We start from the raw sequence: 26,296 nt of genomic DNA on the forward strand, positions 1-26,296 counted from the left end.
CCGCCCCTCAGAAGACGTTCAAGGGCCGGAACTGCACCGACAGGCGCGGCCCGGCATGCGCCGTCTTGGGTACGGCGTGCTCCCAGGTGCGCTGGCACGAGCCGCCCATCACGAGCAGGTCGCCGTGGCCCATCACGACCGCGATGGAGTCGGCGCCGCCGCCGCGGGGACGGAGCAGCAGCCGTCGCGGGTCACCGACCGAGACGATGGCGACCATGGTGTCGGTGATCCTGCCGCGACCGATGGTGTCGCCGTGCCAGGCGACGGAGTCGCGGCCGTCGCGGTAGTAGCAGCAGCCCGCGGTCACGAAGGGCTCGCCGAGCTCGGGCAGGTAGTGCGCCGACAGCGCCTCCTTCGCCTCGTTGAGCAGCCGGTGCGGCAGGACCTCGCCGACGCCGTACTGGTGCACCAGGCGGGGGACGTCGACCACGCGGTCGTACATCTGGCGGCGCTCGGCGCGCCACGGCACGTCGCGCACCAGCGTCTCGAACACCTCGTCGGCTCCCGGCAGCCAGTTGCGCTGGACGTCCACCCAGGCGCCGCGGGTGAGCGTCGTCCGCTCGGGTGCCGGCTCCGGGAGGAGGTCGGCGTCGACGTGGGCGGTCGGTCCAGAGTCGACCGGAGCCGAGTCGAAGAGCGTGCCCTGGAAGTCCACGCCCTCCATGATATCGAACACGCGTTCGAACGCAAGGGGGCTCCAACCCGGCCACCCCGGGATGCTCCAGCGTGGTCCCGGGGCACGGCTCAGGGTGGTTCCCGATGGCCGGCGCTTGGCGCCCGGGGCACGCTGATGGCATGACGACGCATCCCTCGACCGTGGCCGCCGCGCGGGTCCGCAGCCTCACCAAGACCTACGGCACCGGCCCGGCCCAGGTGCGCGCGCTCGACGACGTGAGCCTCGACCTGGGCGCGGGGGAGTTCACCGCGATCATGGGTCCGAGCGGATCGGGCAAGTCGACGCTGATGCACTGCTGCGCGGCCCTCGACTCGGGCACGTCGGGGGAGGTCTTCATCGGCGACCGGGAGCTCAGTCGGCTCGGCGACAAGGAGCTGACGCGGCTGCGGCGCGACGAGATCGGCTTCGTCTTCCAGTCGTTCAACCTCGTCCCGACCCTGACCGCCCGCGAGAACATCGTGCTGCCGTTGGCCATCGCCCGCCGCAAGCCGGACGGCGAGTGGTTCGACTCCGTCATCGCGACCGTGGGTCTCGGGGACCGGCTGGGCCACAAGCCCAACGAGCTCTCGGGCGGGCAGCAGCAACGGGTGGCGATCGCCCGGGCCCTGGTGAGCCGGCCGAGCATCGTCTTCGCGGACGAGCCGACGGGCAACCTCGACTCCCGGTCGGGGGCGGAGGTGCTCGAGCTGCTGCGGCGCAGCGTCGACGACTACGGCCAGACGATCGTGATGGTCAGCCACGACCCGGTCGCCGCGGCGTACACCGACCGGGTGGTGTTCCTCGCCGACGGGCGGGTGGTCGACGAGCTGCGCGACCCGGACCGTGAGTCGGTCCTGGAGGTCATGGCGGCGATGACCGCGGTGGCGGGCTGATGCTCCGCGCCGCTCTCAAGAGCCTGCTGGGGCGCAAGGTCAGGCTGTTCCTGAGCACCTTCGCGATCGTGCTCGGCGTCGCCTTCGTCGCCGGGTCGCTGGTCTTCAGCGACACGCTCGACCGCAGCTTCACGGCGTTGTTCGCCTCGACCGTCGGTGACGTCGTCGTCCGGCCGGAGGGAGGGGCCGCCGACGTCCGCAACGGGCCGTCCACCCGCACGGTCCCAGCCTCGGTGCTCGCCGACCTGGAGGACGTCGACGGGGCGGCGCGCGTCGACGGCAACGTCACCGATCTCGGCGTCTTCGTCGTCGACGCAGACAACAAGGTCGTCGGCGGACAGGGTCCGCCGGGCATCGGCGGCAACTGGTCCGACGCCCCCGCCGGGCACGGGCTGGAGGGCCTCAGCATCGTCGAGGGCGTCGAGCCTCGCGGGCCCGACGAGGTGGTGCTCGACGCCTCGACGGCAGAGCGCGCGGGCTACGGGCGCGGCGACCGGGTGCACCTGGTGACCGCCGGCGACCAGGCGGTGCTCAACCCGGTGCTGGTGGGCATCGCCGACTTCGAGCAGGGCGGCTCGCTCAACGGCGCGACGTACGCCGCCTTCGACACGCGGACGGCCCAGCAAGTGTTCCTCGGCGGCGAGGACGCCTACACCGATCTGTGGGTGACCGCGGAGGACGGCGTGTCCCAGGAGGAACTGCGCGACGCCGTGGCGCCACGGCTGCCGGACGGGCTGGAGGCGGTGACCGGCGACGTGGCGGCCGACGAGAACGCCAGCGACCTGGTCGAGGCGATCTCGTTCCTGACGACGTTCCTCCTCATCTTCGCCGGCATCGCACTCGTCGTGGGCGCCTTCCTGATCGTCAACACGTTCTCGATCCTGGTGGCGCAGCGCAGCCGGGAGCTCGCGCTGCTGCGGGCGCTGGGCGCCTCGCGCAGGCAGGTGACGGGGTCGGTGCTGCTGGAGTCGTTCGTGCTGGGCGTCCTCGGCTCGACCGTCGGCCTCGGCCTGGGCGTCGTGCTGGCGGTCGTGATCCGCCTCGTGGTCGGTCGCTTCGGGCTGGACCTGTCGGAGCAGCCCCTGGTGTTCGAGGCGCGCACGGTGCTCGCGGCGTACGCCATCGGGATCGTGGTGACGATGGCCGCTGCCTGGCTGCCGGCGCGCCGGAGCGCCAGGATCGCGCCGGTGCAGGCGCTGCGGGACGACATCTCGATGCCCGAGACCTCGCTGCGCCGGCGGTTCCTGGGCGGCCTCGCGCTGATCGCCGCCGGCTGCGCGGCGCTGGCAGCGGGCCTGTTCACCTCGGTGAGCCGCGGCGGCTGGTTCGTCGGGGGCGGGGTGCTCGCCGTCCTTCTCGGCGTCGCGTCGGCGAGCCCGGTGCTCAGCCGGCCGTTCCTCGCGGTCGCCCGCAGCGTGCTGGCGCGCCTGTTCGGCACCGTCGGGCACCTCGCCGGCCAGAACTCCCTGCGCAACCCGCGCCGCACCACCGCCACGGCGTCGGCGCTGATGATCGGGCTCGCGCTGGCCGCGACCATGGCGATCGTCGGCGACTCCGCGAAGGCGTCGGTCGACCAGACGATCGAGGAGAACTTCACCGGCGACTACGTCGTGAGCAACCTGATGGGCCAGCCCTTCTCCTCCGGGATCGGCACCCGGATGGCCGCCATCGACGGGGTCGAGACGGTGGCCCGCCAGCGCTTCGCCATCGGCGAGACCGCCGACGGGCCGCAGGGGGTCGGAGCCTCCGACCGGTCGTCGCTGGCCGGGCTCCTCGACCTCGACATGACCAGCGGCTCACTCGACGACCTCGGCCTTGGCACCGTCGTGACGTCCGACGAGTATGCCGACGAGCACGGTCTCGACGTCGGGGACGAGCTCGAGGTCAGCTTCCAGGGGCAGGAGAGGTCCTACCCGGTCGTGGGCACCTTCGCCGAGAACCCGCTCGTCGGGTACCCGATCGTGACCACCCTCGACACCCTCGCGGAGGCGGGCTTCCCCGACCGCGACAACTTCCTCGTCATCGACGTCGACCGGCAGACGCCGGAGCTCGAGGCGGCCATCGACGCGGTGGTGGCCGACCTGCCGATCGTGACCGTGAAGGACCAGGTCGCCTTCGCCGAGGAGCAGCGCGGCCCCATCGACCAGCTGGTGCTGATGATCTTCGCCCTGCTCGGGCTCGCCCTCTTCATCGCGGTGCTGGGCATCGTCAACACCCTCGCGCTGTCGGTCATCGAGCGCACCCGCGAGGTCGGCCTGCTTCGTGCCGTCGGCCTCGGCCGCGCCCAGCTCCGCTGGATGGTCACCTTCGAGTCCGTGGTGATCGCGGTGCTCGGCGCGGTGCTCGGCAGCGTGCTCGGCGTCGGGTTCGGCATCGCGATGATGTACGCCCTGCGCGACGAGGGGCTCGAGGTGATCGCGGTCCCGTGGGACCAGCTCGCGGCGTTCCTCGCGGTCTCGGTCGTCGTGGGCGTGCTGGCCGCCGTGCTGCCGGCCCGCCGCGCCGCTCGCCTCGACGTGCTGAAGGCGATCGCGACCGAATGAGGGGGCGGACCGAGGGTAAAAGGATCGCCGGTCCGGGCATGGCCTCCCCAATTTCGGGTACGGATCGGCCCGACCGGTCCTATCCTGATCCGGTGACCCAGGTAGCCGGACCCGTGCAGCGCGAGCTCAAGCACGTGCAGGTGCGTGAACATGTGAGGAACCTGGTCGCCGGCGCCGAGCCCGGGACACCCGCCCCCTCCGAGCGCGAGCTGGTGGCGCAGTTCGGTGTGGCCCGGATGACTGTGCGGCAGGCCATGGACGCCCTGGTGGTCGAGGGCCTGCTCGAGCGGATGCCCGGACGCGGCACCTTCGTCGCCCCGCCGCGCCGCCGCGTCGGCATGCTCACCGGCTTCACCGAGGACATGCGCCAGCGCGGCCTGCTCCCGGAGTCCCAGACGCTGCTGGCCCGACGCGAGCAGGCCGGCCCCGGCGTGGCCCGCGCCCTCGACATCTCCGCCGGCGACGCCGTCATCCACTGGAAGCGGCTCCGCAGGGGCAACGGCCAGGCCATCTGCATCGAGGACGCCTACCTCAATGAGGTGCTGCTCCCCGGGTTCCTGCAGTCGGGAATGCCCACCAGCCTGTACGACGCGCTCGACGCCCGCGGCCTGCGGCCCACCTGGGCCGAGGACTCCGTCACGTCCGACATCGCCACCGACGAGGAGGCCGAGCAGCTCGAGCTGCCGAAGGGGTCACCGGTGCTGCGCGTGGCGCGGCGCGCGCTGATGGACCACAGGCCGGTCGAGGTGTCGCGGTCGGCCTACCGACACGACCGCTTCACGATGTACGTCCAGGTCGGCGCGAACTCCTGAGCCCCGCCCGGCACCGCCATCAGGTCAGGTCGTCGTGACGTCGTCGGCGTCGATGATCCGGTACGCGTAGCCCTGCTCGGCCAGGAACCGCTGCCGGTTCTGGGCGAAGTCCGCATCGACGGTGTCCCGGGACACGATGGTGTAGAAGTGCGCCGTCTTGCCCTCCGCCTTGGGCCGCAGCAGCCGGCCCAGCCGCTGCGCCTCCTCCTGGCGTGACCCGAACGACCCGCTGACCTGGATGGCCACCTCCGCCGACGGCAGGTCGATCGAGAAGTTCGCGACCTTGCTCACCACGAGCAGCCCGATCTCGCCGGACCGGAACGCCTCGAAGAGCCGCTGTCGCTCCTTGACCGGCGTCTCGCCCTTGATCACCGGGGCACCCAGGGCCTCGGCGATCTCGTCGAGCTGGTCGATGTACTGACCGATGACCAGCGTCGGCTGGTCCTGGTGCTCCTTGACGAGGCGCCGCAGCACGTCGAGCTTCTGCCCGGTGCAGGAGGCCAGCCGGTACCGCTCCTCGGGCTCCGCGGTCGCGTAGACGAGGCGCTCGCCCTCGGGGAGGGTGACCCGCACCTCGACGCAGTCGGCGGGTGCGATCCAGCCCTGCGCCTCGATGTCCTTCCAGGGCGCGTCGTACCTCTTGGGCCCGATCAGGGAGAAGACGTCGCCCTCGCGGCCGTCCTCGCGCACCAGGGTGGCGGTCAGCCCGATGCGGCGGCGGGCCTGGAGGTTGGCGGTCATCCGGAAGATCGGGGCGGGCAGCAGGTGCACCTCGTCGTACACGATCAGGCCCCAGTCGCGCGCGTCGAACAGCTCGAGGTGGGAGTAGACGCCCTTCCGCCGGGTCGTCATCACCTGGTAGGTCGCGATGGTGACCGGCCGGATCTCCTTCACCGACCCGGAGTACTCCCCGATCTCCTCGGCGGTCAGCGACGTGCGCTTGATCAGCTCGTCCTTCCACTGCCGGGCGCTGACGGTGTTGGTGACGAGGATCAGCGTGGTGGCCCCGGCCTGCGCCATCGCGGCCGCGCCGACCAGCGTCTTGCCGGCGCCGCAGGGGAGCACGACGACGCCCGAGCCGCCGTGCCAGAACGAGTCGGCGGCATCGCGCTGGTAGTCGCGCAGGTGCCACTCGCTCTCGTCGAGCTCGATCGGGTGCGCCTCGCCGTCGACGTACCCGGCGAAGTCCTCGGCCGGCCAGCCGAGCTTGAGCAGCGCCTGCTTGAGGTTGCCGCGCTCGCTGGCGTGCACGACGACGGTGTCGCCGCCGGGCCCACCGATGCGCTCACCGATCATTCCCTGGATGCGCTTGGCGCGCAGCACCTCCTCCAGCACCGGCCGGTCGGTGGAGACCAGGACCAGGCCGTGGACGGGGTGCTTCTCGAGGCGGAGCCGGCCGTAGCGCGCCATGGTCTCGGCGATGTCGACGAGCAGCGCGTGCGGCACGGGGTAGCGGGAGTAGGAGAGCAGGGTGTCGACGACCTGCTCGGCGTCGTGACCGGCGGCTCGGGCGTTCCAGAGCCCCAGCGGGGTCAGCCGGTAGGTGTGGACGTGCTCGGGGGAGCGCTCGAGCTCGGCGAAGGGCGCGATCGCCTTGCGGCAGTCCTGCGCGCGCTCGTGGTCGATCTCGAGGAGCAGGGTCTTGTCGGACTGGACGATGAGTGGGCCGTCGGGGGCGGTCATCAGGCGGTAGCGGCAGCTTTCTGACGGGCGCGGTAGGCCGCGACGTTGGCGCGCGAGGAGCAGCGGTCCGAGCAGTAGCGCCGGGACCGGTTGGGGGAGGTGTCGACGTAGACGTTGGTGCACGGCGTCGCGCTGCACACGCCGAGGCGGCTCGGGCCGAGGTCGCAGACCAGCGTCGCCAGCCCCATCAGGGCCTCGCCGATCAGCAGGTCGGAGACCGTCGCGGCCCGGTTGGCGACGTGCATGTGGAGGTGAGCGGGGTCGTGGTCGCTGATCATCGGGGTGATGGGGTGCTCGCCGAGAAGCGTGTTGAGCCCGGCGACGACGTCGTCGACCCGGCCGTCCTCAGAGGCGTCGAAGACCCCCCGCAGCTCCTTCTCGAAGCGGCGCAGCACGGCGACGTCGCGCTCGCTGGTCTGCGGGTGCAGCCACTGGCGGTCGGCCAGGTGCGCGCGGAGACCGTCGACGTCGGCCACGTCGGCGTTCAACAGCGCCGCGGCCGACTCGGCGTACCTCAGGAAGTCCATCCCGCAAGTCTACGTTCGGCCGGCAACGGGCCGGACGGTCGTGATCCGGTGGACCGCGAAGGTGCGGGTGTCGTCGCTGCGATGGTCGTGGGCGGTGAGCTGCCCGCCCTCCACGCGCAGCGGGTCGACCAGCCGCTCGGACGACGAGCCGTGGTTGTCGACGTAGCCGATGAGCACGGTGGCGCTCGCCTCGACCGCCTGCCGCAGGGCGGCCAGGGCGTCCGAGGGGCTGGTGGCGTCGGCGGGCCGGGACGGCCGGGAGGCGCTGGCCCGGTCGCCGGCCCGGATCGCGGTGACGACCGCGGTCACCGTGGCCGCCTCCCGTGCCGTGCGTACGGCGGGCGGGCGGCGGTGCCGCGGGGTGCGCGCGCGCTGCAGGTCGCGGCGGGCGATCCGCACCGTGCCGTCGGGGGCCTCGACCACCGGCGCGGACCCCATCTCGCGCAGCCGGGGGAGCAGGACGTCGACCGGGACCGTGCTGACCAGGACGGTCGGGGCGAGCCGGCGCAGCCCGAGCGTGCTCGCCTTCGGGTGGTGCAGCAGCTCGGTGAGTGCGCCCTCGTCGTCGGCTCGCAGGAACGCCTCGGCGTGCCCGACCCGCAGGGTGCCGAACGTGCGGGCGACGTCGTCGACGAGGTAGGTCAGCGGCTGCGGCAGCGGTGTGCGGGAGACCGAGGCGAGGAACTCGTGCACCTCCGCCGCCGACCAGCCGGCGTCGAACGCCCGGCGCACGGACGTCGGCGCGAACCGGTAGACCGTGGCGCCGCCGCGGGACTCGACGTCGGCCAGCAGGTGCAGGGTGCGGGCGAGCGCCGGCTCGAGCGGGCCGGGTGCGACGGCGGTCAGGTCGGCCTGCACCAGCACGTGGTCGACCGGCTCGGGAAGCAGCGGCGCCAGCGCCCCGGCGGCGCCATCGAGGTCACCGGCCAGGAGCAGGCGGCCGGCGCTGGAGATGCCGTCGTAGCCGGTGACGCCCAGTGCGGCGGCCTCGGCGAGCGCCCACGCCACCATGTCGGCGCGCGACGGCGGCCGTCGCGGCCGCCGCCAGGCGACCCGCGCCACCACGGCGGGGGTGCCGGTGCCGGCCGCGAGCGTGGCCCCTGGCGGCAGCACGGCCAGCTCCTCGAGGGCCATCCGGCGCGCCTCGGCGGCGAAGGTGCTCGAGAGGTCGGGGGCGAGCGCGTTCCAGGTCTTCCCCGCGGGATCGCGGGTGCCGACGAGCCCGGCCAGGCGCGGCGACTCCAGCCAGGCCCGGCCGAGCGCGGCCCAGCGCACGGCGGGCGCACCGGTCGACCACGCGTCGTAGGTGTCGGTGGGCAGCCAGACGGCCTCCCCGTCGGTGTCCGTCGACTCCGCCAGCAGGCCGGCCTCGTGGGCGATCTCCACGAGCAGCCCCGCCTCCGCCGGCGTGACGTGCAGCTCGATCGAGGCGGCCTTGAGGTCGCGCACCGCCAGCCCGCCTGTCCGCAGCACGCCCGGCGGAGCCAGGCCCCAGTGGTCGAGCAGCAGCTCCACGCGTCGTACGGCGTCGAACGCGGCGCCGGCCGCGAGCCGGTCGACCAGGGCGGGGTCGCGTTCGCTCGTCGGCACCGCGGGTACGTCGTCGACCGCCGCCGTCGTGGTGCGGCCGCCGCGCAGGGCCAGGCCGACCTCCCCGGGCAGGTGCACGACGCCCTGGCCACGCGGGGTGAGCAGGCCGTGCGCGAGGAGCTCCTCCACCGGGGTGGTGGCGTCCTCGGGACGTCCCGGCGTCCGGGCGGCCCCGGTGGTGCCCTCGCCGCCGTGGTCGGTGAGGTGCTCGAGCATGCTGCGGGCCGCGGGGGTGAGCCGGTCGATGCGCTCGCGGAGGGCCGCGGGGTGGGGGCCGTGACCCGTCACCGGCCGCAGCCCGCTGACGCCGGCAGCCGCCCCGCCGCGCAGCACCTCGGCGACGCCGGTCAACGGCCGCAGTCCCGACGGGCTCTCCCACGTCAGCGCCAGGTCGACGAGGCGGTCGGTGGCGGCCCGGACCGCGGCCGGGTCCGCGTGCACCAGCGAGACGAGCTCGTCGTAGGTGGTTTGAGATGCAACGACCTGGGCATCCAGTACGGAGAGCTCCAGCCGGGTCAGTCCGTCGAGCGCGCGCAGCAGCGACGAGCGCGTGGCGGCGCGCGAGGCCAGCTGGGCGGAGTCGTGAGGAGCGGGGGTGGCGAGGTCGGGCCGGTCGCGCAGGAGGTTGCCCAGCCGCTCGTCCGACCAGCTGCGCAGCTGGTCGGCGAGGGTGCGTGGGGGTGTCCCCGGCGGGTTGGCAGACATCTCTCCTACGCTACTCGTCAGCCTCCGCCCCGGAGGCGGCGACCACGGCCACCGTCGTGGTCATGAGAGGGAGTGCCGATGAGGGCCGTCGACCTGCACCACGGCTCCTCCAGCGAGACCGGCCACGTGCGGAAGGTCAACGAGGACGCCTTCCTCGTCGCGCCCCCGCTCTTCGTCGTCGCCGACGGCATGGGCGGCCATGCCGGGGGTGACGTCGCCAGCGGCATCGTCATCGAGGAGTTCGCCCGGCTCAGCGACGAGGGCTACGACTCCCGCGAGGGCGCCGAGGCCGTGGTCGCGACGCTGACGCGCTGCCAGGTGCGGATCCGCGACTACGCCACGGCCCAGGCCCGTGCCGGGCACCGCCTCCACGCCGGCACGACCGTGGCGGTCGCGCTCCTGGTCGAGGACGAGCGGGGCCCGAAGTGGCTGCTCGCCAACCTCGGTGACTCGCGCATCTACCGCCTGGTCGACAACGAGCTCGACCAGGTGAGCGTCGACCACTCGGTGGTGCAGGAGCTCATGGACGCCGGCGAGATCACTCTCGCCGAGGCCGCGGACCATCCCGAGCGACACGTCATCACCCGCGCGCTCGGCGCCGCGCTGGACTCGCTCGAGCCCGACTTCTTCCTGCTGCCGCTGGCGGCGGCGGAGCGCATCCTGCTCTGCACCGACGGCGTGACCGGGATGATCGACGACGCCACGGTCGGGCGCATCCTGCGGCAGAGCGACGATCCGCGCGACGCCGCCGACGGCCTGGTGCAGGCGGCGCTGATGGCCGGAGGTCACGACAACGCGACGGCGGTGGTCGTCGATGTGGTGGGATTGGTGACGGACGAGTCGTTCGACTTCGTGCGCCAGCGCGAGAGTCTCGAGACGAAACTGGGGGCCCTGCCATGAGCAACGCCGTGAACGAGAACATCGGGAGCCGTCGCGGCTACGTCCCGGGCTCCTGGTACGCCGCGGTCGGGCCGGGCATGGCCGTGCTGCTGCCGCCGTCCGCCAAGGCCCGGGTCGCCGCGGTGTGGGAGCAGGTCGACGACGGGGCCGGCTTCGACCAGGTCCTCGACGCGCTGCTCGGCTCCGGCCTGCGTGACCTGGCGGGCTTCGTGCTGGTCGGCGACGTCGACGGGGCCACCCGGATCCTCGTGCGCGGCCAGGCGCGGGTCAGCTGTGACACCGCGGACGGGGCGGTCGAGCTGACCGCCGACGAGGGCTCGATCTGGAGCGAGCGCACCCTCACCGGTGTCACCGGGCTGACCGTCGAGGTCGAGGCGGAGACCGCGGGTGACGAGCTGGCCGTGGCCTCCGGGCTGGTCCGCGTCTCGCGGGTCACCTGGGGTGGCGGCGCCGTGGTCGGCGGTGCTGCCTCGAGCGTCGTAGCGGAGGAGGCGCGTGAGCCCGAGCCCACGCCCACCCCCGAGTCGGTCCCGCAGGTCGTGCCCGACCCGCAGCCACCCACCGAGGCCATGCCCGAGCCTTTGGCCGAGCCCGTGGCTGGGCTCTCGGCCGAACCCGAGCCTGAGGTGACCGCCGACGAGACCGGGGAGAAGACCGGGGAGCAGCCCGCGACACCGCAGGACCTGCCGTACGCCGCGCCGGTGCCGACCCCTGAGCCCTCACCTGTCGTCGCGGCCCCCGAGATCGACGAGCCCGCCGTCCCGAGCACCGGTGAGGGGGACCACGACGGCAACACGACCACCGGCGGTGTGGGCGGGGCGGCCGCTGCGGAGCCCCCCGGGATCCCCGGCCAGCCGCCGGCGCCCAGCGTGACCTCGCGCCCGGTCGCCAGGCTGGTGTTCTCCAGCGGCGAGACCATCGACGTCGACCGCGCCATCCTGATCGGCCGAGCCCCCGAGGCCCGCCGCTTCGCCTCGACCGACCAGCCGCAGCTGGTCACGGTGCCGAGCCCCAACCACGAGATATCCTCCACCCACCTCGAGATCCGGCCCGGCTCCGGCGTGGACCACGGCATGTCGGTGGCGACCGACCTCGGCTCCACCAACGGCACCATGCTCATGCAGCCGGGTCTGCCTCCCGAGGAGCTGCAGCCGGGCATCGCCGCGTCCCTCATCCCGGGCGCCATCATCGACCTCGGCGACGGCGTGACCATCCAGGTCACCAACCCCTGACCACGGACGTCCACGACATGACCGACCGCAACACCTGGTCCCCGCCCACCTTCCCCGTCGCCGAGCTCGAGCGACGCTTCTACGCGTTCGCGATCGACCGGCTGGTCGTCTGGGGCCTCTACGTGGCGACGGCGGTCGCGTGCTGGTACTTCCTGGGCGGCGAGCGGATCTGGACCGGCGTCGGCATCGTCGTCGGCGTCGCTGTGCTCATGACGCTGGCCTTCTCGGCCGTCCTCGGCATCACCGGGTCGTCCCTCGGCAAGAGCCTGGTGGGCCTGCGGGTCGTGCACCACGGCACCGGCACGCCCATCGGCTTCGGCCGGGCGCTGCTGCGCTCGGTGGTGCTCGGCCTGTCTGCGCTGCCGACCTTCGGGCTGGGCCTGGCCACCCTGGCCTGGACCGCCGTGGCCGACGGCGGTCACCGGCGCCGCGGGTGGCACGACCACATCTCGCACGCGATCGTGGTCGACGTACGCCCCGCTCCGCCCGAGCCGACCACCGCCGACGAGGCGCCGCGGCACGTCGTCAACCTCACCGCGATGCGGCTCGTCCCCGCCCCGTCACTCCCGCCCGCGCCGACCCCGGCACCCGCGCCCCGGGTCACCGACGGCGGGTCGACCTCGCACCGGGCGCCCCAGCCGGTGCAGCAGCAGCCGATGGCCCCGCCTCCCGCTCAGCACCCCGGCCCGCCGGTCCCGCCCCAGCAACAGCCGTATCCGCCGGCGCAGCCTTCCGGTCCGTTCCCCGGCCAGCAGCCCCCGCCGCCGCAGCTGCCGCCGGAGCCGCAGCAGCGTCGCCTGCACCGGGCCCCGCAGCCGCACGTCCCGGTCGCCCAGCCGGTCGCCCGGCCGGTCGCCCAACCGGCGGCCCCGCCCTTCCCACCGGCCGACGACGGCCGCACGTCCGTGCGCGGCGCCCACCGGGGCGTCCCACCGAACCTCCAGCCCAACGCCCAGCCCACCCCGGGGCAGCCTCAGCGCCACATCCCGCGGTGGCGGGTGACCTTCGACGACGGGGAGACGTTCGTCGTCGAGGGCCTGGCCCTGGTCGGCCGGCGGCCCGAGCCGCGCGGCGGTGAGCCGGTGCGCCACGTCGTACCCCTGTCCTCGGGCGACATGTCGCTGTCGAAGACGCACGCGCAGTTCGGCCCGGCGGCCGACGGCGCCCTGGTGGTGATGGACCGCGGGTCGACGAACGGCTCGATGCTGCTGCGCAAGGGCGTGGCACGCGAGCTGACGGCCGGCAAGCCGACCACCGTGATCGACGGTGACACCGTCCGCTTCGGCGACCGGGAGATGAAGGTCAGCCGCGAGCGCTGACCCGCGCCGCGAGGGGCCATCGGGCGGCAATGCCGCCGAGGGTCAGCGCACCAGCACGACGGGCACCCGCACGGTGGTACCGCGCGCGCTCGTCCAGACGACCTGGCCCGCGTCGAGGCGGTGCGGCCCGGACGGTCCCGAGACGCGGACGCGGAAGGTCGCCGACTCGTGGGGGCGCAGGGTGAGGGCGGCCGGCCGCACGCTGACCGTGTGACGGTTGAAGCCGACGGCCCTCGAGGAGAAGTACATCGGCCGGCTGCTCACGTTGGTGACCCGCCGGGTGAGGGTGCGGTGGCCGCGGATCAGCATCGACGGGACGTTGAGGTCGTCGCCGGTCAGCTCGCCGGTCAGGTAGGCCCGGAAGGCGGCGTCCCCGACCGGGAAGGCGAGGCCGGGGCGGGCGGCAGCGGCGGCGACGCTCCGGCCGGCGCCCTGGTGCAGGCCGTTGCCGGGGCCGTCGATCGGCAGCGCCGTCGTGGCGATGGCCGAGCGCACCAGGTCGGCGGTCCAGTCGCGGTGCCGCGCACGCACCAGGGCGGCGACGCCGCTGACCTGGGCGGCCGCGGCGGAGGTTCCGGTGAACAGGTCCCAGCGCCGGCCGGTGGTGGACGGCACGGCGCCGAGCACGCCGGTGGCGGGCGCGACGAGGTCGGGCTTGACGGTGCCGGCAGTCGGGTCGCCGGGCGCGGACCAACGGGCCATCCGGGGCGGGGCGGTGGGCCGGTCGAGGGGTCGCAGGGTCGCCTGGGCACCGGGATGCCGGCGCAGCCATCGGACCAGCACCCGGGCCTGGCGCGCCTCGAGGTGCACGGTCGGCACGCTGTGGAAGTCGTCGGCGACGGTGCCGCGATCACGGTTCACCAGCACCATGCCGACGCCGTCGGCGTGCCTGACCGTCTGGGACTTCTCGACCCGGGCGCTCCCGCCGCGGCTGCAGACGACGATGGCACCGGCCGCGAGGCTGGCGTCGAGCGATCCGGGCTGGCACTGGCTCGCCTGGCGCTGGGTGGCGTCGGAGGCCGCGACATCGTTGGCGAGCAGGATCCGCGCCCGGCCGGTTGGTGCGACGGCGCGGCTGGCTCCCTCCAGCGTGGGCCCGCGGCGTACGACGACGCGGCCGGCCCGGATGGAGCCGGCCAGCCCGCCGACGGTGGTGACCCACGGCGCGGGGTGGGCGGCGTACTGGCGGCGCGCGTCGTTGCCGGCGGCCGCGACCACCACGACGTCGTTCTCGGTAGCGCCGAGGAGGGCTCGCTCGACGGTGTCGAAGGCGGTCGGGCCGGCCACCGAGAGGTTGAGCACGTCGACGCGGTCGGCGGTGGCGCGGTCGATGGCGGTGACGAGGTCGGCGGTCGAACAGCCGTCGTCGGTGGGGTCCGGCGCCGACCAGCAGGCCTTGTACGCCGCGATCCGGGCCTGGGGTGCGACGCCGCCGAAGGAGCCGGACCAGTCCTCGGCCGCCACGGACACACCGGCGTTGCCCGCCGCCACGGACGCGACCTGGGTGCCGTGGCCGATGACGTCACGCGGGGAGAGCGACTCCGTGCTGCGGACCCGGTCGGCGCCGAACCCCGCCACGAACCAGCTGGCCCCGACCAGCTTGCGGTTGCAGAGCTCGACCGACCAGTCGTCGCCGGTGGTGCAAGCTCCCAGGAACCGCTCCGGCTCCCGGCCCAGACCGGGGGTGTCGGCGAAGACCGGGCTCTCGGGGGCGATGCCGGAGTCGATGACCCCGACGACCACGCCGGCTCCGCCGCGAGGCCTGCGGGTGGCCTTGGCCATGCTGGCGGCGGACGAGGCGCTGCGCGGGGCTGCCGCGAGCGGCAGGATGGCGTCGGCCTCGACGAGCTCCACGGCCGGGTCGGCCGTGAGGAGCGCGGCCTGCTCGGCGGTGAGCTCCGTGGCGAAGCCGTTGAGCGCGGTGGTCCACCGGTAGATCGGGACGGGCGCGCCCACCGAGGCGATCAGTGCGTCCTGCTCCGCCGTCGCCGCGGCCGTGGGCGACGACGAGCCGGGTGAGGCGAGCGTGACGAGGTAGAGCCCGGTGGGCCCGACCTCGTCGGCGGCGGCCACCGGGGCGAGCGCCATCGTCGAGGCGGCCACCGACGCTGCCGCCAGGGCGGTGAGCGCAGCGCGGAGGGCGCGTCGTCGAGACACGGGGCTGGCGCTGATGGCTCCCACTGCGTGCCTCCCCCTCCGATCGGACCCACGATTGTGCCGACCAACCGTCCATGCTCGCAGGGGAATGGTGGGGAATCAAAGGCCGGACCTACGCTGGACCCATGTCTGCCAGTCCTGTCCCGCTGACCGTGGGCTTCGACCTGGACATGACCCTCATCGACACGGTGCCCGGCTTCCGGGCCACGCTCGTGGCGCTCGGCGCCGAGCTGGGGGTCGAGCTCCCCGTCGAGGAGATGACCGCCCGGCTGGGTCCGCCTCTCGATCTGATGCTCAGCCCGCACCTGCCCGACGGCACCGTCGGCTCCGCGATCGAGCGCTTCCGGGCGCTCTACCCCGACCACTCGATCACCACCGTGCCCGCGTTCGCCGGGGCCCACGACGCCATCGCCGCCGTACGCCGCCACGGTGGGCAGGTCGTCCTCGTGACCGGGAAGTTCGCGCCCAACGCCCAGCGGCACGTCGACCACCTCGCCCTCGACGTCGACCTGGTGGCCGGTGAGGTCTGGGGCGTCGGCAAGGCGCAGGTGCTGCTCGAGAGGGGCGCCACCGTCTACGTCGGCGACCACGTCCACGACGTCGAGGGCGCGCTCGCGGCCGGCGCGACCAGCGTGTCGGTGCTCACCGGCGGCTGCACGCGCGAGGAGCTGCTGGAGGCCGGCACGCACGTCGTGCTCGACGACCTCACCCAGTTCCCCGCCTGGCTCGACGAGCACGTGCTCGACACCCGTCTCGCCGCCCTGGCCGCCGACCTCGCCGGGCGCGAGTCGGTCGTGGTCGCCTACAGCGGGGGAGCCGACAGCGCGTTCCTGCTGGCCGCCGCCGTCCGGGCGCTGGGCGCTGACCGGGTGCTGGCCGCGACCGGCTACTCCCATTCCCTGCCGGAGGCCGAGCGCGACCCCGCACGCGACTTCGCGGCCTCTCTGGGTGTCCGGCTCGTCACGCCGCGCACCCACGAGATGGAGCGGGAGGGCTACGTCGCCAACTCGGGCGACCGCTGCTACTTCTGCAAGGCCGAGCTGACCGAGGTGCTCGGCGAGCTCGCCTCCCGGGAGGGCTTCCGGCACGTCGCCACCGGCACCAACGCCGACGACGCCGTGGCCGGCTTCCGGCCGGGCATCCGCGCGGCGGCCGAGCGGGGTGCGATCACGCCGCTGCTCGACGCCGGGCTCACCAAGGCGCAGGTCCGCGCCGCGTCCCGCCGCTGGGACCTCCCGACCTGGGACAAGCCCGCCGCGGCCTGCCTCTCCAGCCGGGTCGCCTACGGCATCGAGGTCACGCCTCATCGGCTGGGGCGCATCGAGCGTGCCGAGGCAGCCGTACGCCGAGTGCTCGACGAGGCCGGCGTCGGGCTCCGCAACCTCCGGGTGCGCGACCTCGGCGACCGGGCCTCGGTCGAGGTCGACGCGGCGCTGCTCGACGGTCCGCTGACCGCCGAGTGGTTGCGCGCGGCCGTGCGTGGCGCCGTACTCGCAGAGGGGTTCGACCAGGCCGACCTGGATCCGCGCGGGTTCCGCTCGGGGTCCCTCAACGACCTGCTGGCCTGACCGATCGGCAACTGCGTGGCCTGCCGGTTGCCCCGGCACATATCCTTCCCCTGCGCGGCACGGGCCGCGCGCGACGACGCAACAGTGAGGCAGCCCAGTGCCCAGTGGCAAAGTGAAGTGGTTCGACGCGGAGAAGGGCTTCGGCTTCCTGTCCCAGGACGACGGTCCGGACGTCTACGTCCACGCCGACGCGCTGCCCGACGGCGTCACGACCCTCAAGAACGGCGCCCGGGTGGAGTTCGGCATCGCCCAGGGCCGGCGCGGTGACCAGGCGCTGCAGGTGCGCATCCTCGATGCGCCCGCGTCGGTGAGTCGCAACCAGCGCATCTCCTCTCGCAAGAAGCCCGAGGAGATGGTTCCGATCGTCGAGGACCTCATCCGGCTGCTCGACGACGTCGGCGAGGGCTACCGGCACGGCCGCCATCCCGACGCCCGGACGGCGAAGCCGACGGCCAAGCTGCTGCGCGCGCTGGCCGACGAGCTGGAGCTCTGAGGGTCAGGTCGTCGTCCGCCGACGCGCGACCAGGACGTACGCCGACCAGGCCACGAGGACGCCGGCCGCGATGCCCAGCCCCAGCCGGGGGATGAGCGGCATCGCGATGCCGACGAAGCCGCCGATCACCCAGGCGAGCTGCAGGGTCGTGTCGGAGCGCGCGAACGCGCTCGCCTGGATGCGGTCGGGGACGTCTCGCTGGATCGTGGAGTCGAGCGACAGCTTCGCCAGGGACTGGGCCAGGCCGGCGGTGAGCCCGAGCAGGGCCAGGGTGAGCACGCCGTAGAAGAGCGCCGCCACCAGGGCGAGCGCGGCGTCGGCGAGGAGCGCGACCACCACGGTCGCCGCGGGGTTGATCCGCCGGGTCATGGATGCGGCGGCGATGCCGAGGGTGTTTCCGAGGCCGGCCGCGCCGATGACGATGCCGAGGAGGTACTCCGGCTTCCAGCCATCGATTGGGTTCTCGCGGAGCAGGAACGCCATGAACATCGTCAGGAAGCCCGACAGCCACCGCGGCCCGCAGTTGGCCCGCAGGGCCAGCGCGACCGCCGTCGGGATCCGGACCCGCTGCCGCCGCGTCGTGGTCGTCGTCGCTGAGGTGCCCGTGGAGGCGCCCGTCGAGGCGCTCTCGGACGTGGACGACGACTGCGCGGCGCTGGAGCCCGGCATCAGCACCAGCATGCCCTCGCCCTGGCTGGAGTCGACCTTCTCCGGGAGCCGGATCGCCAGGACGGTGGCCACCACGAACACCGCGAACGCGTAGCGCAGCGACCACTCCGGCCCGAAGTACGACGCCCCGGCCGCCAGCGGCGCGGAGATCGCGGCCCCGACCACGCCGGCCATCGACGTGCGGGCGTTGGCCTTCACGAGCGTCAGGCCAGCGGGGATCAGCCGGGGCACGGCGGCGGCGCGGGTGACGCCGTACGCCTTGGACGCGACGAGCACCCCCAGCGCGGCGGGGAACAGCCACGTGGAGTTGGTGACCACGGCCGTCGCGAGCACCCAGCAGAGGAAGCCGCGGATCGCCATCGTCGAGCCGATGGCCCAGCGCCGGCCGTGGCTGAACTTGTCGAGGAAGGGCCCGATGAGCGGCGCCACGATCGCGAACGGCAGCATGGTGAGCCCGAGGAAGAGGGCCACCTGGCCGCGTGCCTCGCCGGTCGGGACCTGGAAGAAGAGGGTGCCGGCCAGCGAGATCGCCACCGCGGCGTCGCCCGCGGCGTTGCAGGCGTGCAGGCCGATGAGCCGGGACAGGCCGGAGTCGCCGGCGCCCTCGGCCCGGGCTGCCCGCCGGGCCTGGCTGGCCGAGAACCGGCCGGCGCGGCCGGTGACCCGGGCCACCCCGGTGACGCCGCGCCCAGTGACCCGGGCGGCCGCGCCCACGGCGCGCCCCACGCCCCGGCCGGCCCCGCGAGCGCGCTCGGAACCGGTTCGGTCGGGCTCCGGGTCGCTCGTCGTCACGCGCCCATCCTGCCGGGTGGGGTGGCCCGGGGAGACAGCGCCACACTGCATTTGCCATGATCAGGGGGTGACCCCCCTCTTCACCACCAAGCCCGACGCCACCCTGGTCAAGGCACAGGACGCCGCGCGCGCGGTGCTGCTGGAGGAGGTCCCGGCCACGGACGTCGGCGAGCACCTCGGCTACGAGGTCGAGGTCGAGGCCGAGAAGGTCGTCACGCACCTCTTCGAGTGCACGCGCCCCGGCTACCTCGGCTGGCGCTGGGCCGTCACCATCGCCCGCGCCCCGCGCCAGAAGGACGTCACGGTCAACGAGGTCGTGCTGCTCCCGGGCGCCGACGCGATCGTGGCGCCCGGCTGGGTCCCCTACCGGGAGCGCATCCAGCCCGGGGACCTCTCGCCCGGCGACCTGCTGCCGGTCGAGGACGAGGACCCCCGCCTGGTCCCGACCTACTCCTTCGGCGACGACCCGCTCGAGCCCGACGACACCGCGCAGGTCCGCCAGGTCGCAGCCGAGCTCTTCCTGGGCCGCGTCCGCACGCTCTCGGTGGAGGGTCGCGACCTCGCCGCCCAGCGGTGGTACGACGGCGACGGCGGCCCCGAGGCGCCCCTCGCGAAGTCGGCCCCGGCCAGCTGCACGACCTGCGGCTTCCTGGTCCGCATCGCCGGCCCGCTGGCGGAGATGTTCGGCGTGTGCGCCAACGGCAACGCCAATGACGACGGCAGGGTCGTCTCCTTCGACCACGGCTGCGGTGCGCACTCCGAGGTCAAGCTGAGCCGCAAGAACCAGCCGCAGCCGCCGCCGGAGCACGCGTTCGACAGCCTCAGCGTCGACGACTTCGAGACCTTCTGAGGGAGGCTCGCCTTCCTCAGGCGGTGAGCTCGGCGCGCGCCTTGCGCCGCCGCCGGCAGTACTCCAGCCCGAAGAGCCCGAGGCCGAAGCCGGCCATGCAGGTCCACAGCCACCACACGCGGCCGTCGTCGTCGAGCCGGCCGTAGAACGGCAGCAGGGCGAGGAAGCCCAAGAACCACAGCGCCGTGCCGACCTCGAGGGTGCGCACGCCGTCGACGTCGAGCGGCTCCACATCGGCCACGATGTAGGTCCGGTTGCCGATCTCGTGCTTCCTCGGCTGGTCGTCGCGCAGTTCCACGGTCGGCACGCTAGCAACAGCGCGTCCCGTCGTACACACGCGCTGACGTGCGGACCGGGGCCACGCTCTGTCAGGATGCCGCCGTGACCAAGGCGCTCTCCACCCAGTCCCGCGGCCTCGACCGCTTCTTCAAGATCTCCGCACGCGGGTCGACGGTGGGGCGGGAGGTGCGCGGCGGCATCGTGACCTTCCTGACGATGGCCTACATCATCGTGCTGAACCCGATCATCCTGCTGGCCGGCGCCGACATGAACGGCGACCAGCTGGCGGGCGGCGACTTCGCCGCGATCAGCGCGGCCACCGCGCTCGTGGCCGGCGTGGTCACGATCCTGATGGGCCTGGTCGCCAACTTCCCGCTGGCGCTGGCCACGGGGCTCGGGCTCAACGCGTTCGTGACCTTCTCCATCGCGAGCGAGATGACGTGGGCCGACGCCATGGGCCTGGTCGTCATCGAGGGCCTGATCATCCTCGTCCTCGTGCTGACCGGCTTCCGGGAGGCCGTCTTCCACGCCGTACCCGCCCAGCTCAAGGTCGCCATCTCCGTGGGCATCGGCCTGTTCATCGCACTCATCGGCCTGGTCGACGCCGGGTTCGTCCGCCGCACCGGGGCCGGGCCGGTGCCCGTCGAGCTCGGCATCGGCGGTCAGCTCGCGGGCTGGCCGGTGCTCGTCTTCGCCGTCGGGCTCACGCTGGTCATCGGCCTGTACGTCGCCCGCGTCAGGGGCGCGATCCTCATCTCGATCGTCGTGACGACCGTGCTGGCGATCATCATCGAGACGATCGCGGACATCGGCCCGTCCGTCGGCCCCGACGGGGTGAACCCGAAGGGCTGGAACCTCAACGTCCCGGCGATCCCCGACTCGATCGTCGACGTGCCCGACTTCCAGCTCCTCGGCAACTTCAGCCTGCTGGGGTCGTGGGAGAACGCCGGTGTCGTCACCGTCTGCCTCTTCATCTTCACCCTCCTGCTGGCCGACTTCTTCGACACGATGGGCACGATGACGGCCATCGGCGCCGAGGCGGGGCTGCTGGACGACGAGGGCAACCCGCCCAACATCCGGCGCATCCTCGTCGTCGACTCGGTCGCCGCCGTCGCGGGCGGCGCGGCGAGCGTGTCGAGCAACACGTCCTACATCGAGTCGGCCTCCGGCGTGGGGGAGGGCGCGCGCACCGGGCTCGCGTCGGTCGTCACCGGCCTGCTGTTCCTCCTCGCCACCCTCTTCGCCCCGGTGGTGAAGGTGATCCCCAACGAGGCGGCCGTCCCGGCGCTGGTGCTCGTCGGCTTCCTGATGATGCAGCAGGTGAAGGGCATCGACTGGGACGACCTCGAGATCGCCATCCCGGCGTTCCTGACGATCGTGCTGATGCCGTTCACCTACTCGATCTCCGTGGGCATCGGCGCCGGCTTCCTGGCCTACGTGCTGATCAAGGTCGTACGCCGCAAGGCCTCGGCGGTGCACCCGCTGATGTGGGTCGTCGCCGCGCTCTTCGTCGTCTACTTCGCGATCTCCCCGCTGTCCTCCTGGCTCAACTGACCTCACGCGGGCTGGCGACAGCCGGCGAGGAATACTTAGCGGAGGTAATGACTTACGCTAAGTATCATGTCCACGGTTGAGAAGGTCGCCCGCACCAACGCGGGCCTGGCCGCCGAGCTGCGCCTGTCGGTGATGCGTCTGCGTCGCCGGCTGGCCGTCGAGCGGCACCCCGACAACGAGCTGAGCCTCGGCCAGATGGCCGTCCTCGGCTGCCTCTACCGCAACGGCGACCTGGCCATCGGCGAGCTGGCCGCATCCGAGAAGGTGCAGCCGCCCTCGATGACCCGCACGGTCACCGCGCTGGAGGCCGGTGGCTATGTCACCCGGCGTCCGCACGAGGTCGACGGCCGCCAGGTCGTCGTCGGGCTGACCGACTCCGGCAGGTCGACCCTGCTGGCCGATCGCGACCGCCGTGACGCGTGGCTGGCCCTCAGGCTGAGCCGCCTCACCACCGATGAACGGGCCGTCCTGCGCCGGGCGACCCCGATCCTCCAGCGACTGGCGCAGGAAGACTGACCACAACGACTTGAGTCCCACGTTCCGCTCGCTCCGCAACCACAACTACCGGCTCTACCTCGCCGGCAGCATCGTGTCGAACACCGGCACCTGGATGATGCGTGTCGCGCAGGACTGGCTGGTGCTCTCGATCCCCGGCAACAGCGGCACCGAGCTAGGCATCACCACCGGCCTGCAGTTCCTGCCCGTGCTGCTGCTCTCGCCGTACGCCGGCGTGCTCGCCGACCGCTTCTCGAAGCGACGCCTGCTGCAGATCACCCAGGCGATGATGGCCGTCGTGTCGCTGATGCTCGGCGTGATCGCCGTGCTCGGCGCCGCCGAGACCTGGCACGTCTACGTGCTCGCTCTCCTGTTCGGCATCGGGTCTGCGTTCGACGCCCCCGCGAGGCAGTCGTTCGTCTCCGAGATGGTCGGCCCCGAGGATCTCAGCAACGCGGTCGGCCTCAACTCCGCGAGCTTCAACACCGCGCGCATCCTGGGTCCCGGCCTCGCCGGCCTGCTGATCGGGCTGCTGGGCGACGGCATGGTCGCCTCGGGCTGGGTCATCCTCATCAACGCCCTGTCCTACCTCGCGGTGATCTTCCAGCTCCAGCGGATGGACACCGCCCTGCTCAACTCACCCGAGCTCCGCACCGGCCGCAGCACCGGGATGCTCCGCGAGGGCGTCGCCTACATCCGCAGCAAGCCCAAGATGCTGATGATCCTGGTGATGGTGTTCTTCGCCGGCACCTTCGGCATGAACTTCCAGATCACCTCCGCGCTGATGGCCACCGAGGTGTTCGACAAGGGCGCCTCGGAGTTCGGCGTCCTCGGCTCGGCGATGGCGGTCGGGTCGCTGACCGGCGCCCTGCTCGCCGCGCGCCGGGTCCGGATCCGGATGCGGCTGCTCGTGGGGGCGGCGCTCGGCTTCGGAGCCGCGGAGATCGTGGCCGGGCTGCTGCCGACGTACGTCACGTTCGCGCTGTTCGCGCCGGTCATCGGCCTGTGCACCATCACGCTGCTCAACTCCGCCAACGCCACCATGCAGCTCGAGTCCGACCCGTTGCTGCGCGGCCGGGTGATGGCGCTCTACATGACGATCGTGATGGGCGGCACCCCCCTCGGCTCCCCGGTGATCGGCTGGATCGGGGAGACCTACGGCGCCCGCTGGTGCCTCATCCTGGGCGGCGTCCTGGTCATCGTCGGGGTCGTGGTGGCCTTCGTCGTCTACCTCCGGACGTCCCACCTGACCATCCGCGAGGCGCTGCGGGGAGCCGCGGCCCTGGCCCCGGCCGAGGACCAGGCCCAGTACCCGGGCTGAGGCCGGTGTCCGGCGTTTTGACCGGGTCAGGGGCGGCAGGTAATCTCGATCAACGTGTCTGGGGTTACCAGGCACATCTGGCGTGCCCTCAGCAGCCGCCACGTCCCAGGCACATCGCAGCACTCGCAACTCCACCGTTCCGGCAAGGCGCCGGTCCGTGACAGCACACCGAAAGGGAACCATCAGGTGCCCACCATTCAGCAGTTGGTCCGCAAGGGCCGCCAGGACAAGGTGTCCAAGAGCAAGACCCCCGCTCTCAAGGGTTCTCCGCAGCGACGCGGTGTCTGCACCCGCGTCTACACCACCACCCCGAAGAAGCCGAACTCCGCTCTCCGCAAGGTCGCCCGCGTGCGCCTGTCGAGCGGCGTCGAGGTCACGGCGTACATCCCGGGCGTGGGCCACAACCTCCAGGAGCACTCGATCGTGCTCGTCCGCGGCGGCCGGGTGAAGGACCTTCCCGGTGTCCGCTACAAGATCATCCGCGGCACCCTCGACACCCAGGGCGTCAAGAACCGTAAGCAGGCTCGCAGCCGCTACGGCGCCAAGAAGGAGAAGAGCTGATATGCCGCGCAAGGGTCCCGCACCGAAGCGTCCGATCGACGTCGACCCCGTCTACGGGTCGCAGATCGTCACCCAGCTGGTCAGCAAGGTCCTCCAGGACGGCAAGAAGCAGGTTGCCCAGCGGATCGTCTACACCGCCCTCGAGGGCTGCCGCGAGAAGACCGGCACCGACCCGGTCGTCACGCTCAAGCGCGCGCTCGACAACGTGAAGCCGAGCATCGAGGTCAAGTCCCGCCGAGTCGGCGGTGCCACCTACCAGGTGCCGATCGAGGTCAAGCCGAACCGCAGCACGACCCTGGCCCTGCGCTGGCTGGTCGGCTACGCCGCCGACCGTCGCGAGAAGACGATGGCCGAGCGCCTGATGAACGAGATCCTCGACGCGAGCAACGGCCTCGGTGCCGCTGTGAAGAAGCGCGAGGACACCCACAAGATGGCCGAGTCCAACAAGGCCTTCGCCCACTACCGCTGGTGACGGGAGGAGTGCGCCGCACCCGTGCGGCGTACTCCTCGCCCACCGCCCCACTACTTCCGAGGGACTGAGACTTACCTGTGGCTGTCGACATCACCACCGACCTGAACAAGGTCCGCAACATCGGCATCATGGCGCACATCGACGCCGGCAAGACCACCACCACCGAGCGCATCCTCTTCTACACCGGCATCACCTACAAGATCGGTGAGGTCCACGAGGGCGCGGCCACGATGGACTGGATGGAGCAGGAGCAGGAGCGCGGCATCACCATCACGTCCGCCGCGACGACCTGCTGGTGGAAGGACCACCAGATCAACATCATCGACACCCCCGGTCACGTCGACTTCACCGCCGAGGTCGAGCGCTCGCTGCGCGTCCTCGACGGCGCCGTCGCGGTGTTCGACGGTGTCGCCGGCGTCGAGCCGCAGACGATGACGGTGTGGCGGCAGGCCAACAAGTACTCCGTGCCCCGCATGTGCTTCGTCAACAAGCTCGACCGCACCGGCGCCGACTTCTTCCGCTGCGTCGACATGATGGTCGAGCGCCTCAACTCCACCCCGCTCGTGCTCCAGCTGCCGATCGGGGCCGAGGGCGACTTCATCGGTGTCGTCGACCTGGTGGGCATGCGTGCGCTGGTCTGGCGCGGCGAGACCACGATGGGTGAGGACTACACCGTCGAGGAGATCCCGGCCGACATGGCCGAGCAGGCCGCGGAGTACCGCGAGAAGCTGCTCGAGACGCTGTCGGACGCCGACGACCAGATCATGGAGAAGTTCCTCGAGGAGGGCGAGTTCTCCGTCGAGGAGCTCGAGGCCGCGATCCGGCGCGCGACCCTGGCGGACAAGCTCAACCCGGTGCTGTGCGGCACGGCGTTCAAGAACAAGGGCGTCCAGCCCCTGCTCGACGCGGTCGTCAAGTTCCTGCCCTCGCCGCTCGACATCGACGCGATCATCGGCCACTCGCCCAAGAACGAGGAGGAGGAGATCAAGCGCCTCCCGTCGGACGACGAGCCCTTCTCCGGCCTGGCCTACAAGATCGCCACCGACCCGCACCTCGGCAAGCTGATCTACGTCCGCGTCTACTCCGGCAAGCTCGAGGCCGGCTCGACCGTGGTCAACTCGGTCAACGGCCGCAAGGAGCGGATCGGCAAGGTCTACCAGATGCACGCCAACAAGCGTGAGGAGATCGCGTCGGTCGGCGCCGGCCAGATCGTCGCCGTCATGGGCCTCAAGGACACCAAGACCGGGCACACCCTGTCCGACCCGAACCACCAGGTGATCCTCGAGTCGATGACGTTCCCGACCCCGGTGATCGAGGTCGCGATCGAGCCGAAGACGAAGTCCGACCAGGAGAAGCTGGGCACCGCGATCCAGCGCCTCTCCGACGAGGACCCGACCTTCACGGTCAAGGCCGACGAGGAGACGGGCCAGACGATCATCGCCGGCATGGGCGAGCTGCACCTGGAGATCCTCGTCGACCGGATGAAGCGCGAGTTCCGGGTCGAGGCCACGGTCGGCAAGCCGCAGGTGGCCTACCGCGAGACCGTCCGCAAGGAGGTGACCAAGCACAGCTACACCCACAAGAAGCAGACCGGTGGGTCCGGCCAGTTCGCGAAGGTCGTCGTCTCGCTCGGCCCCAACATCGACCCCGAGACCGGCACCGGCGCGGGCTACGAGTTCGTCAACAACGTCAGCGGTGGCCGCGTCCCCAAGGAGTACATCCCCTCGGTCGACCAGGGCGGCCAGGACGCCATGGAGTTCGGCATCCTCGCCGGCTACCCGATGGTCGACGTGAAGTTCACCCTCGAGGACGGCGCCTACCACGACGTCGACTCGTCCGAGCTCGCGTTCAAGATCGCCGGCAACCAGGCCTTCAAGGAGGCCGCCCGGATGGCCAAGCCGGTCCTTCTCGAGCCGATGTTCGCCGTCGAGGTCACCACGCCCGAGTCGTTCCTCGGCACGGTCATCGGTGACATCAACAGCCGTCGCGGTCAGATCCAGGCCCAGGAGGAGCGTCACGGCGACATGGTCGTCAATGCGCTCGTCCCGCTGTCCGAGATGTTCGGGTACGTTGGCGACCTGAGGTCCAAGACCTCCGGGCAGGCGTCGTACTCGATGGAGTTCGACTCGTACGCCGAGGTTCCTTCGAACATCGCCGACGAGATCATCAAGAAGGTCCGCGGCGAGTGATCCATCTGGATCGCTCTTCGCAGATCCTCGGCTGCAC

The 26,296-nt window shown here is 72.3% G+C and carries 22 protein-coding genes; 15 read left to right on the forward strand and 7 right to left on the reverse strand.

Annotated elements, in window-relative coordinates; translation table 11 throughout:
* Positions 1 to 7 precede the first annotated feature (7 nt).
* Positions 8 to 655 carry an alpha-ketoglutarate-dependent dioxygenase AlkB gene (locus tag ACP7BP_RS16380; protein WP_426246226.1) on the reverse strand — a complete coding sequence of 216 codons (648 nt, stop codon included), beginning with the start codon at positions 653 to 655 and terminating at the stop codon, positions 8 to 10.
* Positions 656 to 795: 140 nt separating this feature from the next.
* On the opposite strand from ACP7BP_RS16380, the gene ACP7BP_RS16385 reads away from it, so the two are divergent.
* The 3 genes from ACP7BP_RS16385 (at position 796) to ACP7BP_RS16395 (ending at position 4,903) form a co-directional block, all read left to right on the forward strand.
* Positions 796 to 1,548 (forward strand): ABC transporter ATP-binding protein, encoded by a 753-nt coding sequence (locus ACP7BP_RS16385; protein WP_426246100.1) that lies wholly within the window; start codon positions 796 to 798, stop codon positions 1,546 to 1,548.
* A complete protein-coding gene (locus ACP7BP_RS16390) occupies positions 1,548 to 4,091 on the forward strand; it encodes an ABC transporter permease (protein WP_426246101.1) in 2,544 nt (847 codons plus the stop codon). Before ACP7BP_RS16385 ends, ACP7BP_RS16390 begins: the two co-directional genes overlap by 1 nt.
* Before the next feature lie 92 nt (positions 4,092 to 4,183).
* A complete protein-coding gene (locus ACP7BP_RS16395) occupies positions 4,184 to 4,903 on the forward strand; it encodes a GntR family transcriptional regulator (protein ID WP_426246102.1) in 720 nt (239 codons plus the stop codon).
* A 24-nt stretch (positions 4,904 to 4,927) separates the two neighbouring features.
* Here the strand turns inward: ACP7BP_RS16395 and ACP7BP_RS16400 are convergent, their stop codons facing one another.
* Genes ACP7BP_RS16400 through ACP7BP_RS16410 form a run of 3 tightly spaced genes read right to left on the reverse strand, consistent with a single transcriptional unit; the run spans position 4,928 to position 9,408 of the window.
* Positions 4,928 to 6,586 carry a DNA repair helicase XPB gene (locus ACP7BP_RS16400; RefSeq protein WP_426246104.1) on the reverse strand — a complete coding sequence of 553 codons (1,659 nt, stop codon included), beginning with the start codon at positions 6,584 to 6,586 and terminating at the stop codon, positions 4,928 to 4,930.
* Entirely contained in the window at positions 6,586 to 7,113 is a 528-nt protein-coding gene (locus tag ACP7BP_RS16405; RefSeq protein WP_426246105.1) for a CGNR zinc finger domain-containing protein, read from the reverse strand. The genes ACP7BP_RS16400 and ACP7BP_RS16405 overlap by 1 nt, the downstream gene beginning before the upstream one ends.
* Before the next feature lie 9 nt (positions 7,114 to 7,122).
* Positions 7,123 to 9,408 carry a helicase-associated domain-containing protein gene (locus ACP7BP_RS16410; protein WP_426246106.1) on the reverse strand — a complete coding sequence of 762 codons (2,286 nt, stop codon included), beginning with the start codon at positions 9,406 to 9,408 and terminating at the stop codon, positions 7,123 to 7,125.
* Positions 9,409 to 9,486: 78 nt separating this feature from the next.
* On the opposite strand from ACP7BP_RS16410, the gene ACP7BP_RS16415 reads away from it, so the two are divergent.
* Genes ACP7BP_RS16415 through ACP7BP_RS16425 form a run of 3 tightly spaced genes read left to right on the forward strand, consistent with a single transcriptional unit; the run spans position 9,487 to position 12,859 of the window.
* The gene (locus tag ACP7BP_RS16415) at positions 9,487 to 10,308 is read left to right on the forward strand and encodes a PP2C family protein-serine/threonine phosphatase (RefSeq protein WP_426246107.1); all 822 of its coding nucleotides are present in this window, start codon (positions 9,487 to 9,489) and stop codon (positions 10,306 to 10,308) included.
* On the forward strand, positions 10,305 to 11,540 hold the full coding sequence (locus tag ACP7BP_RS16420) for a hypothetical protein (protein WP_426246109.1): 1,236 nt from the start codon (positions 10,305 to 10,307) through the stop codon (positions 11,538 to 11,540). The genes ACP7BP_RS16415 and ACP7BP_RS16420 overlap by 4 nt, the downstream gene beginning before the upstream one ends.
* 17 nt (positions 11,541 to 11,557) lie before the next feature.
* Complete coding sequence (locus ACP7BP_RS16425; RefSeq protein WP_426246111.1) at positions 11,558 to 12,859, forward strand: RDD family protein; 1,302 nt, start codon at positions 11,558 to 11,560, stop codon at positions 12,857 to 12,859.
* A 42-nt stretch (positions 12,860 to 12,901) separates the two neighbouring features.
* Here the strand turns inward: ACP7BP_RS16425 and ACP7BP_RS16430 are convergent, their stop codons facing one another.
* Complete coding sequence (locus tag ACP7BP_RS16430; RefSeq protein ID WP_426246113.1) at positions 12,902 to 15,016, reverse strand: S8 family serine peptidase; 2,115 nt, start codon at positions 15,014 to 15,016, stop codon at positions 12,902 to 12,904.
* 125 nt (positions 15,017 to 15,141) lie between these two features.
* Between ACP7BP_RS16430 and ACP7BP_RS16435 the strand changes: the two genes are divergently transcribed.
* Both ACP7BP_RS16435 and ACP7BP_RS16440 read left to right on the forward strand, forming a co-directional pair.
* Positions 15,142 to 16,584 (forward strand): HAD hydrolase-like protein, encoded by a 1,443-nt coding sequence (locus ACP7BP_RS16435; RefSeq protein WP_426246114.1) that lies wholly within the window; start codon positions 15,142 to 15,144, stop codon positions 16,582 to 16,584.
* Positions 16,585 to 16,681: 97 nt separating this feature from the next.
* The gene (locus ACP7BP_RS16440) at positions 16,682 to 17,077 is read left to right on the forward strand and encodes a cold-shock protein (RefSeq protein ID WP_426246116.1); all 396 of its coding nucleotides are present in this window, start codon (positions 16,682 to 16,684) and stop codon (positions 17,075 to 17,077) included.
* A gap of 3 nt (positions 17,078 to 17,080) precedes the next feature.
* On the opposite strand, the gene ACP7BP_RS16445 is transcribed toward ACP7BP_RS16440, so the two are convergent.
* Positions 17,081 to 18,538 (reverse strand): MFS transporter, encoded by a 1,458-nt coding sequence (locus ACP7BP_RS16445; RefSeq protein ID WP_426246118.1) that lies wholly within the window; start codon positions 18,536 to 18,538, stop codon positions 17,081 to 17,083.
* Positions 18,539 to 18,605: 67 nt separating this feature from the next.
* Here ACP7BP_RS16445 and ACP7BP_RS16450 point away from each other — a divergent pair, with 67 nt between their 5' ends.
* Entirely contained in the window at positions 18,606 to 19,388 is a 783-nt protein-coding gene (locus ACP7BP_RS16450) for a DUF3027 domain-containing protein (protein ID WP_426246120.1), read from the forward strand.
* 16 nt (positions 19,389 to 19,404) lie between these two features.
* Here ACP7BP_RS16450 and ACP7BP_RS16455 read toward each other — a convergent pair whose 3' ends face one another.
* Entirely contained in the window at positions 19,405 to 19,686 is a 282-nt protein-coding gene (locus ACP7BP_RS16455; protein WP_426246121.1) for a DUF2530 domain-containing protein, read from the reverse strand.
* A gap of 83 nt (positions 19,687 to 19,769) precedes the next feature.
* Between ACP7BP_RS16455 and ACP7BP_RS16460 the strand changes: the two genes are divergently transcribed.
* From ACP7BP_RS16460 to fusA, 6 genes are all read left to right on the forward strand, one after another.
* A complete protein-coding gene (locus ACP7BP_RS16460; RefSeq protein ID WP_426246122.1) occupies positions 19,770 to 21,221 on the forward strand; it encodes an NCS2 family permease in 1,452 nt (483 codons plus the stop codon).
* Positions 21,222 to 21,287: 66 nt separating this feature from the next.
* Positions 21,288 to 21,737: a MarR family winged helix-turn-helix transcriptional regulator gene (locus ACP7BP_RS16465; protein WP_426246123.1), complete on the forward strand. Its 450-nt coding sequence runs from the start codon at positions 21,288 to 21,290 to the stop codon at positions 21,735 to 21,737.
* Between the two features lie 10 nt (positions 21,738 to 21,747).
* Complete coding sequence (locus tag ACP7BP_RS16470) at positions 21,748 to 23,037, forward strand: MFS transporter (RefSeq protein WP_426246125.1); 1,290 nt, start codon at positions 21,748 to 21,750, stop codon at positions 23,035 to 23,037.
* A gap of 186 nt (positions 23,038 to 23,223) precedes the next feature.
* Positions 23,224 to 23,598 (forward strand): 30S ribosomal protein S12, encoded by a 375-nt coding sequence (gene rpsL / locus ACP7BP_RS16475; protein WP_101526259.1) that lies wholly within the window; start codon positions 23,224 to 23,226, stop codon positions 23,596 to 23,598.
* Position 23,599: 1 nt separating this feature from the next.
* On the forward strand, positions 23,600 to 24,070 hold the full coding sequence (rpsG, locus tag ACP7BP_RS16480) for a 30S ribosomal protein S7 (RefSeq protein WP_426246127.1): 471 nt from the start codon (positions 23,600 to 23,602) through the stop codon (positions 24,068 to 24,070).
* A 77-nt stretch (positions 24,071 to 24,147) separates the two neighbouring features.
* Positions 24,148 to 26,259 carry an elongation factor G gene (gene fusA / locus ACP7BP_RS16485; protein WP_426246129.1) on the forward strand — a complete coding sequence of 704 codons (2,112 nt, stop codon included), beginning with the start codon at positions 24,148 to 24,150 and terminating at the stop codon, positions 26,257 to 26,259.
* Positions 26,260 to 26,296: the final 37 nt, after the last annotated feature.

The sequence above is a fragment of the Nocardioides sp. LHG3406-4 genome (assembly GCF_049897745.1).
In the GTDB taxonomy this organism is placed as follows: Bacteria; Actinomycetota; Actinomycetes; order Propionibacteriales; family Nocardioidaceae; genus Nocardioides.

Excerpts from the sequence above, each read along its gene's own strand:
- ACP7BP_RS16385 (WP_426246100.1), top strand. The coding sequence starts at position 796 with ATGACGACGCATCCCTCGACCGTGGCCGCCGCGCGGGTCCGCAGCCTC.
- ACP7BP_RS16390 (WP_426246101.1), top strand. The coding sequence starts at position 1,548 with ATGCTCCGCGCCGCTCTCAAGAGCCTGCTGGGGCGCAAGGTCAGGCTG.
- ACP7BP_RS16400 (WP_426246104.1), bottom strand. The coding sequence starts at position 6,586 with ATGACCGCCCCCGACGGCCCACTCATCGTCCAGTCCGACAAGACCCTG.
- ACP7BP_RS16405 (WP_426246105.1), bottom strand. The coding sequence starts at position 7,113 with ATGGACTTCCTGAGGTACGCCGAGTCGGCCGCGGCGCTGTTGAACGCC.
- ACP7BP_RS16410 (WP_426246106.1), bottom strand. The coding sequence starts at position 9,408 with ATGTCTGCCAACCCGCCGGGGACACCCCCACGCACCCTCGCCGACCAG.
- ACP7BP_RS16415 (WP_426246107.1), top strand. The coding sequence starts at position 9,487 with ATGAGGGCCGTCGACCTGCACCACGGCTCCTCCAGCGAGACCGGCCAC.
- ACP7BP_RS16420 (WP_426246109.1), top strand. The coding sequence starts at position 10,305 with ATGAGCAACGCCGTGAACGAGAACATCGGGAGCCGTCGCGGCTACGTC.
- ACP7BP_RS16425 (WP_426246111.1), top strand. The coding sequence starts at position 11,558 with ATGACCGACCGCAACACCTGGTCCCCGCCCACCTTCCCCGTCGCCGAG.
- ACP7BP_RS16435 (WP_426246114.1), top strand. The coding sequence starts at position 15,142 with ATGTCTGCCAGTCCTGTCCCGCTGACCGTGGGCTTCGACCTGGACATG.
- ACP7BP_RS16465 (WP_426246123.1), top strand. The coding sequence starts at position 21,288 with ATGTCCACGGTTGAGAAGGTCGCCCGCACCAACGCGGGCCTGGCCGCC.
- rpsG (WP_426246127.1), top strand. The coding sequence starts at position 23,600 with ATGCCGCGCAAGGGTCCCGCACCGAAGCGTCCGATCGACGTCGACCCC.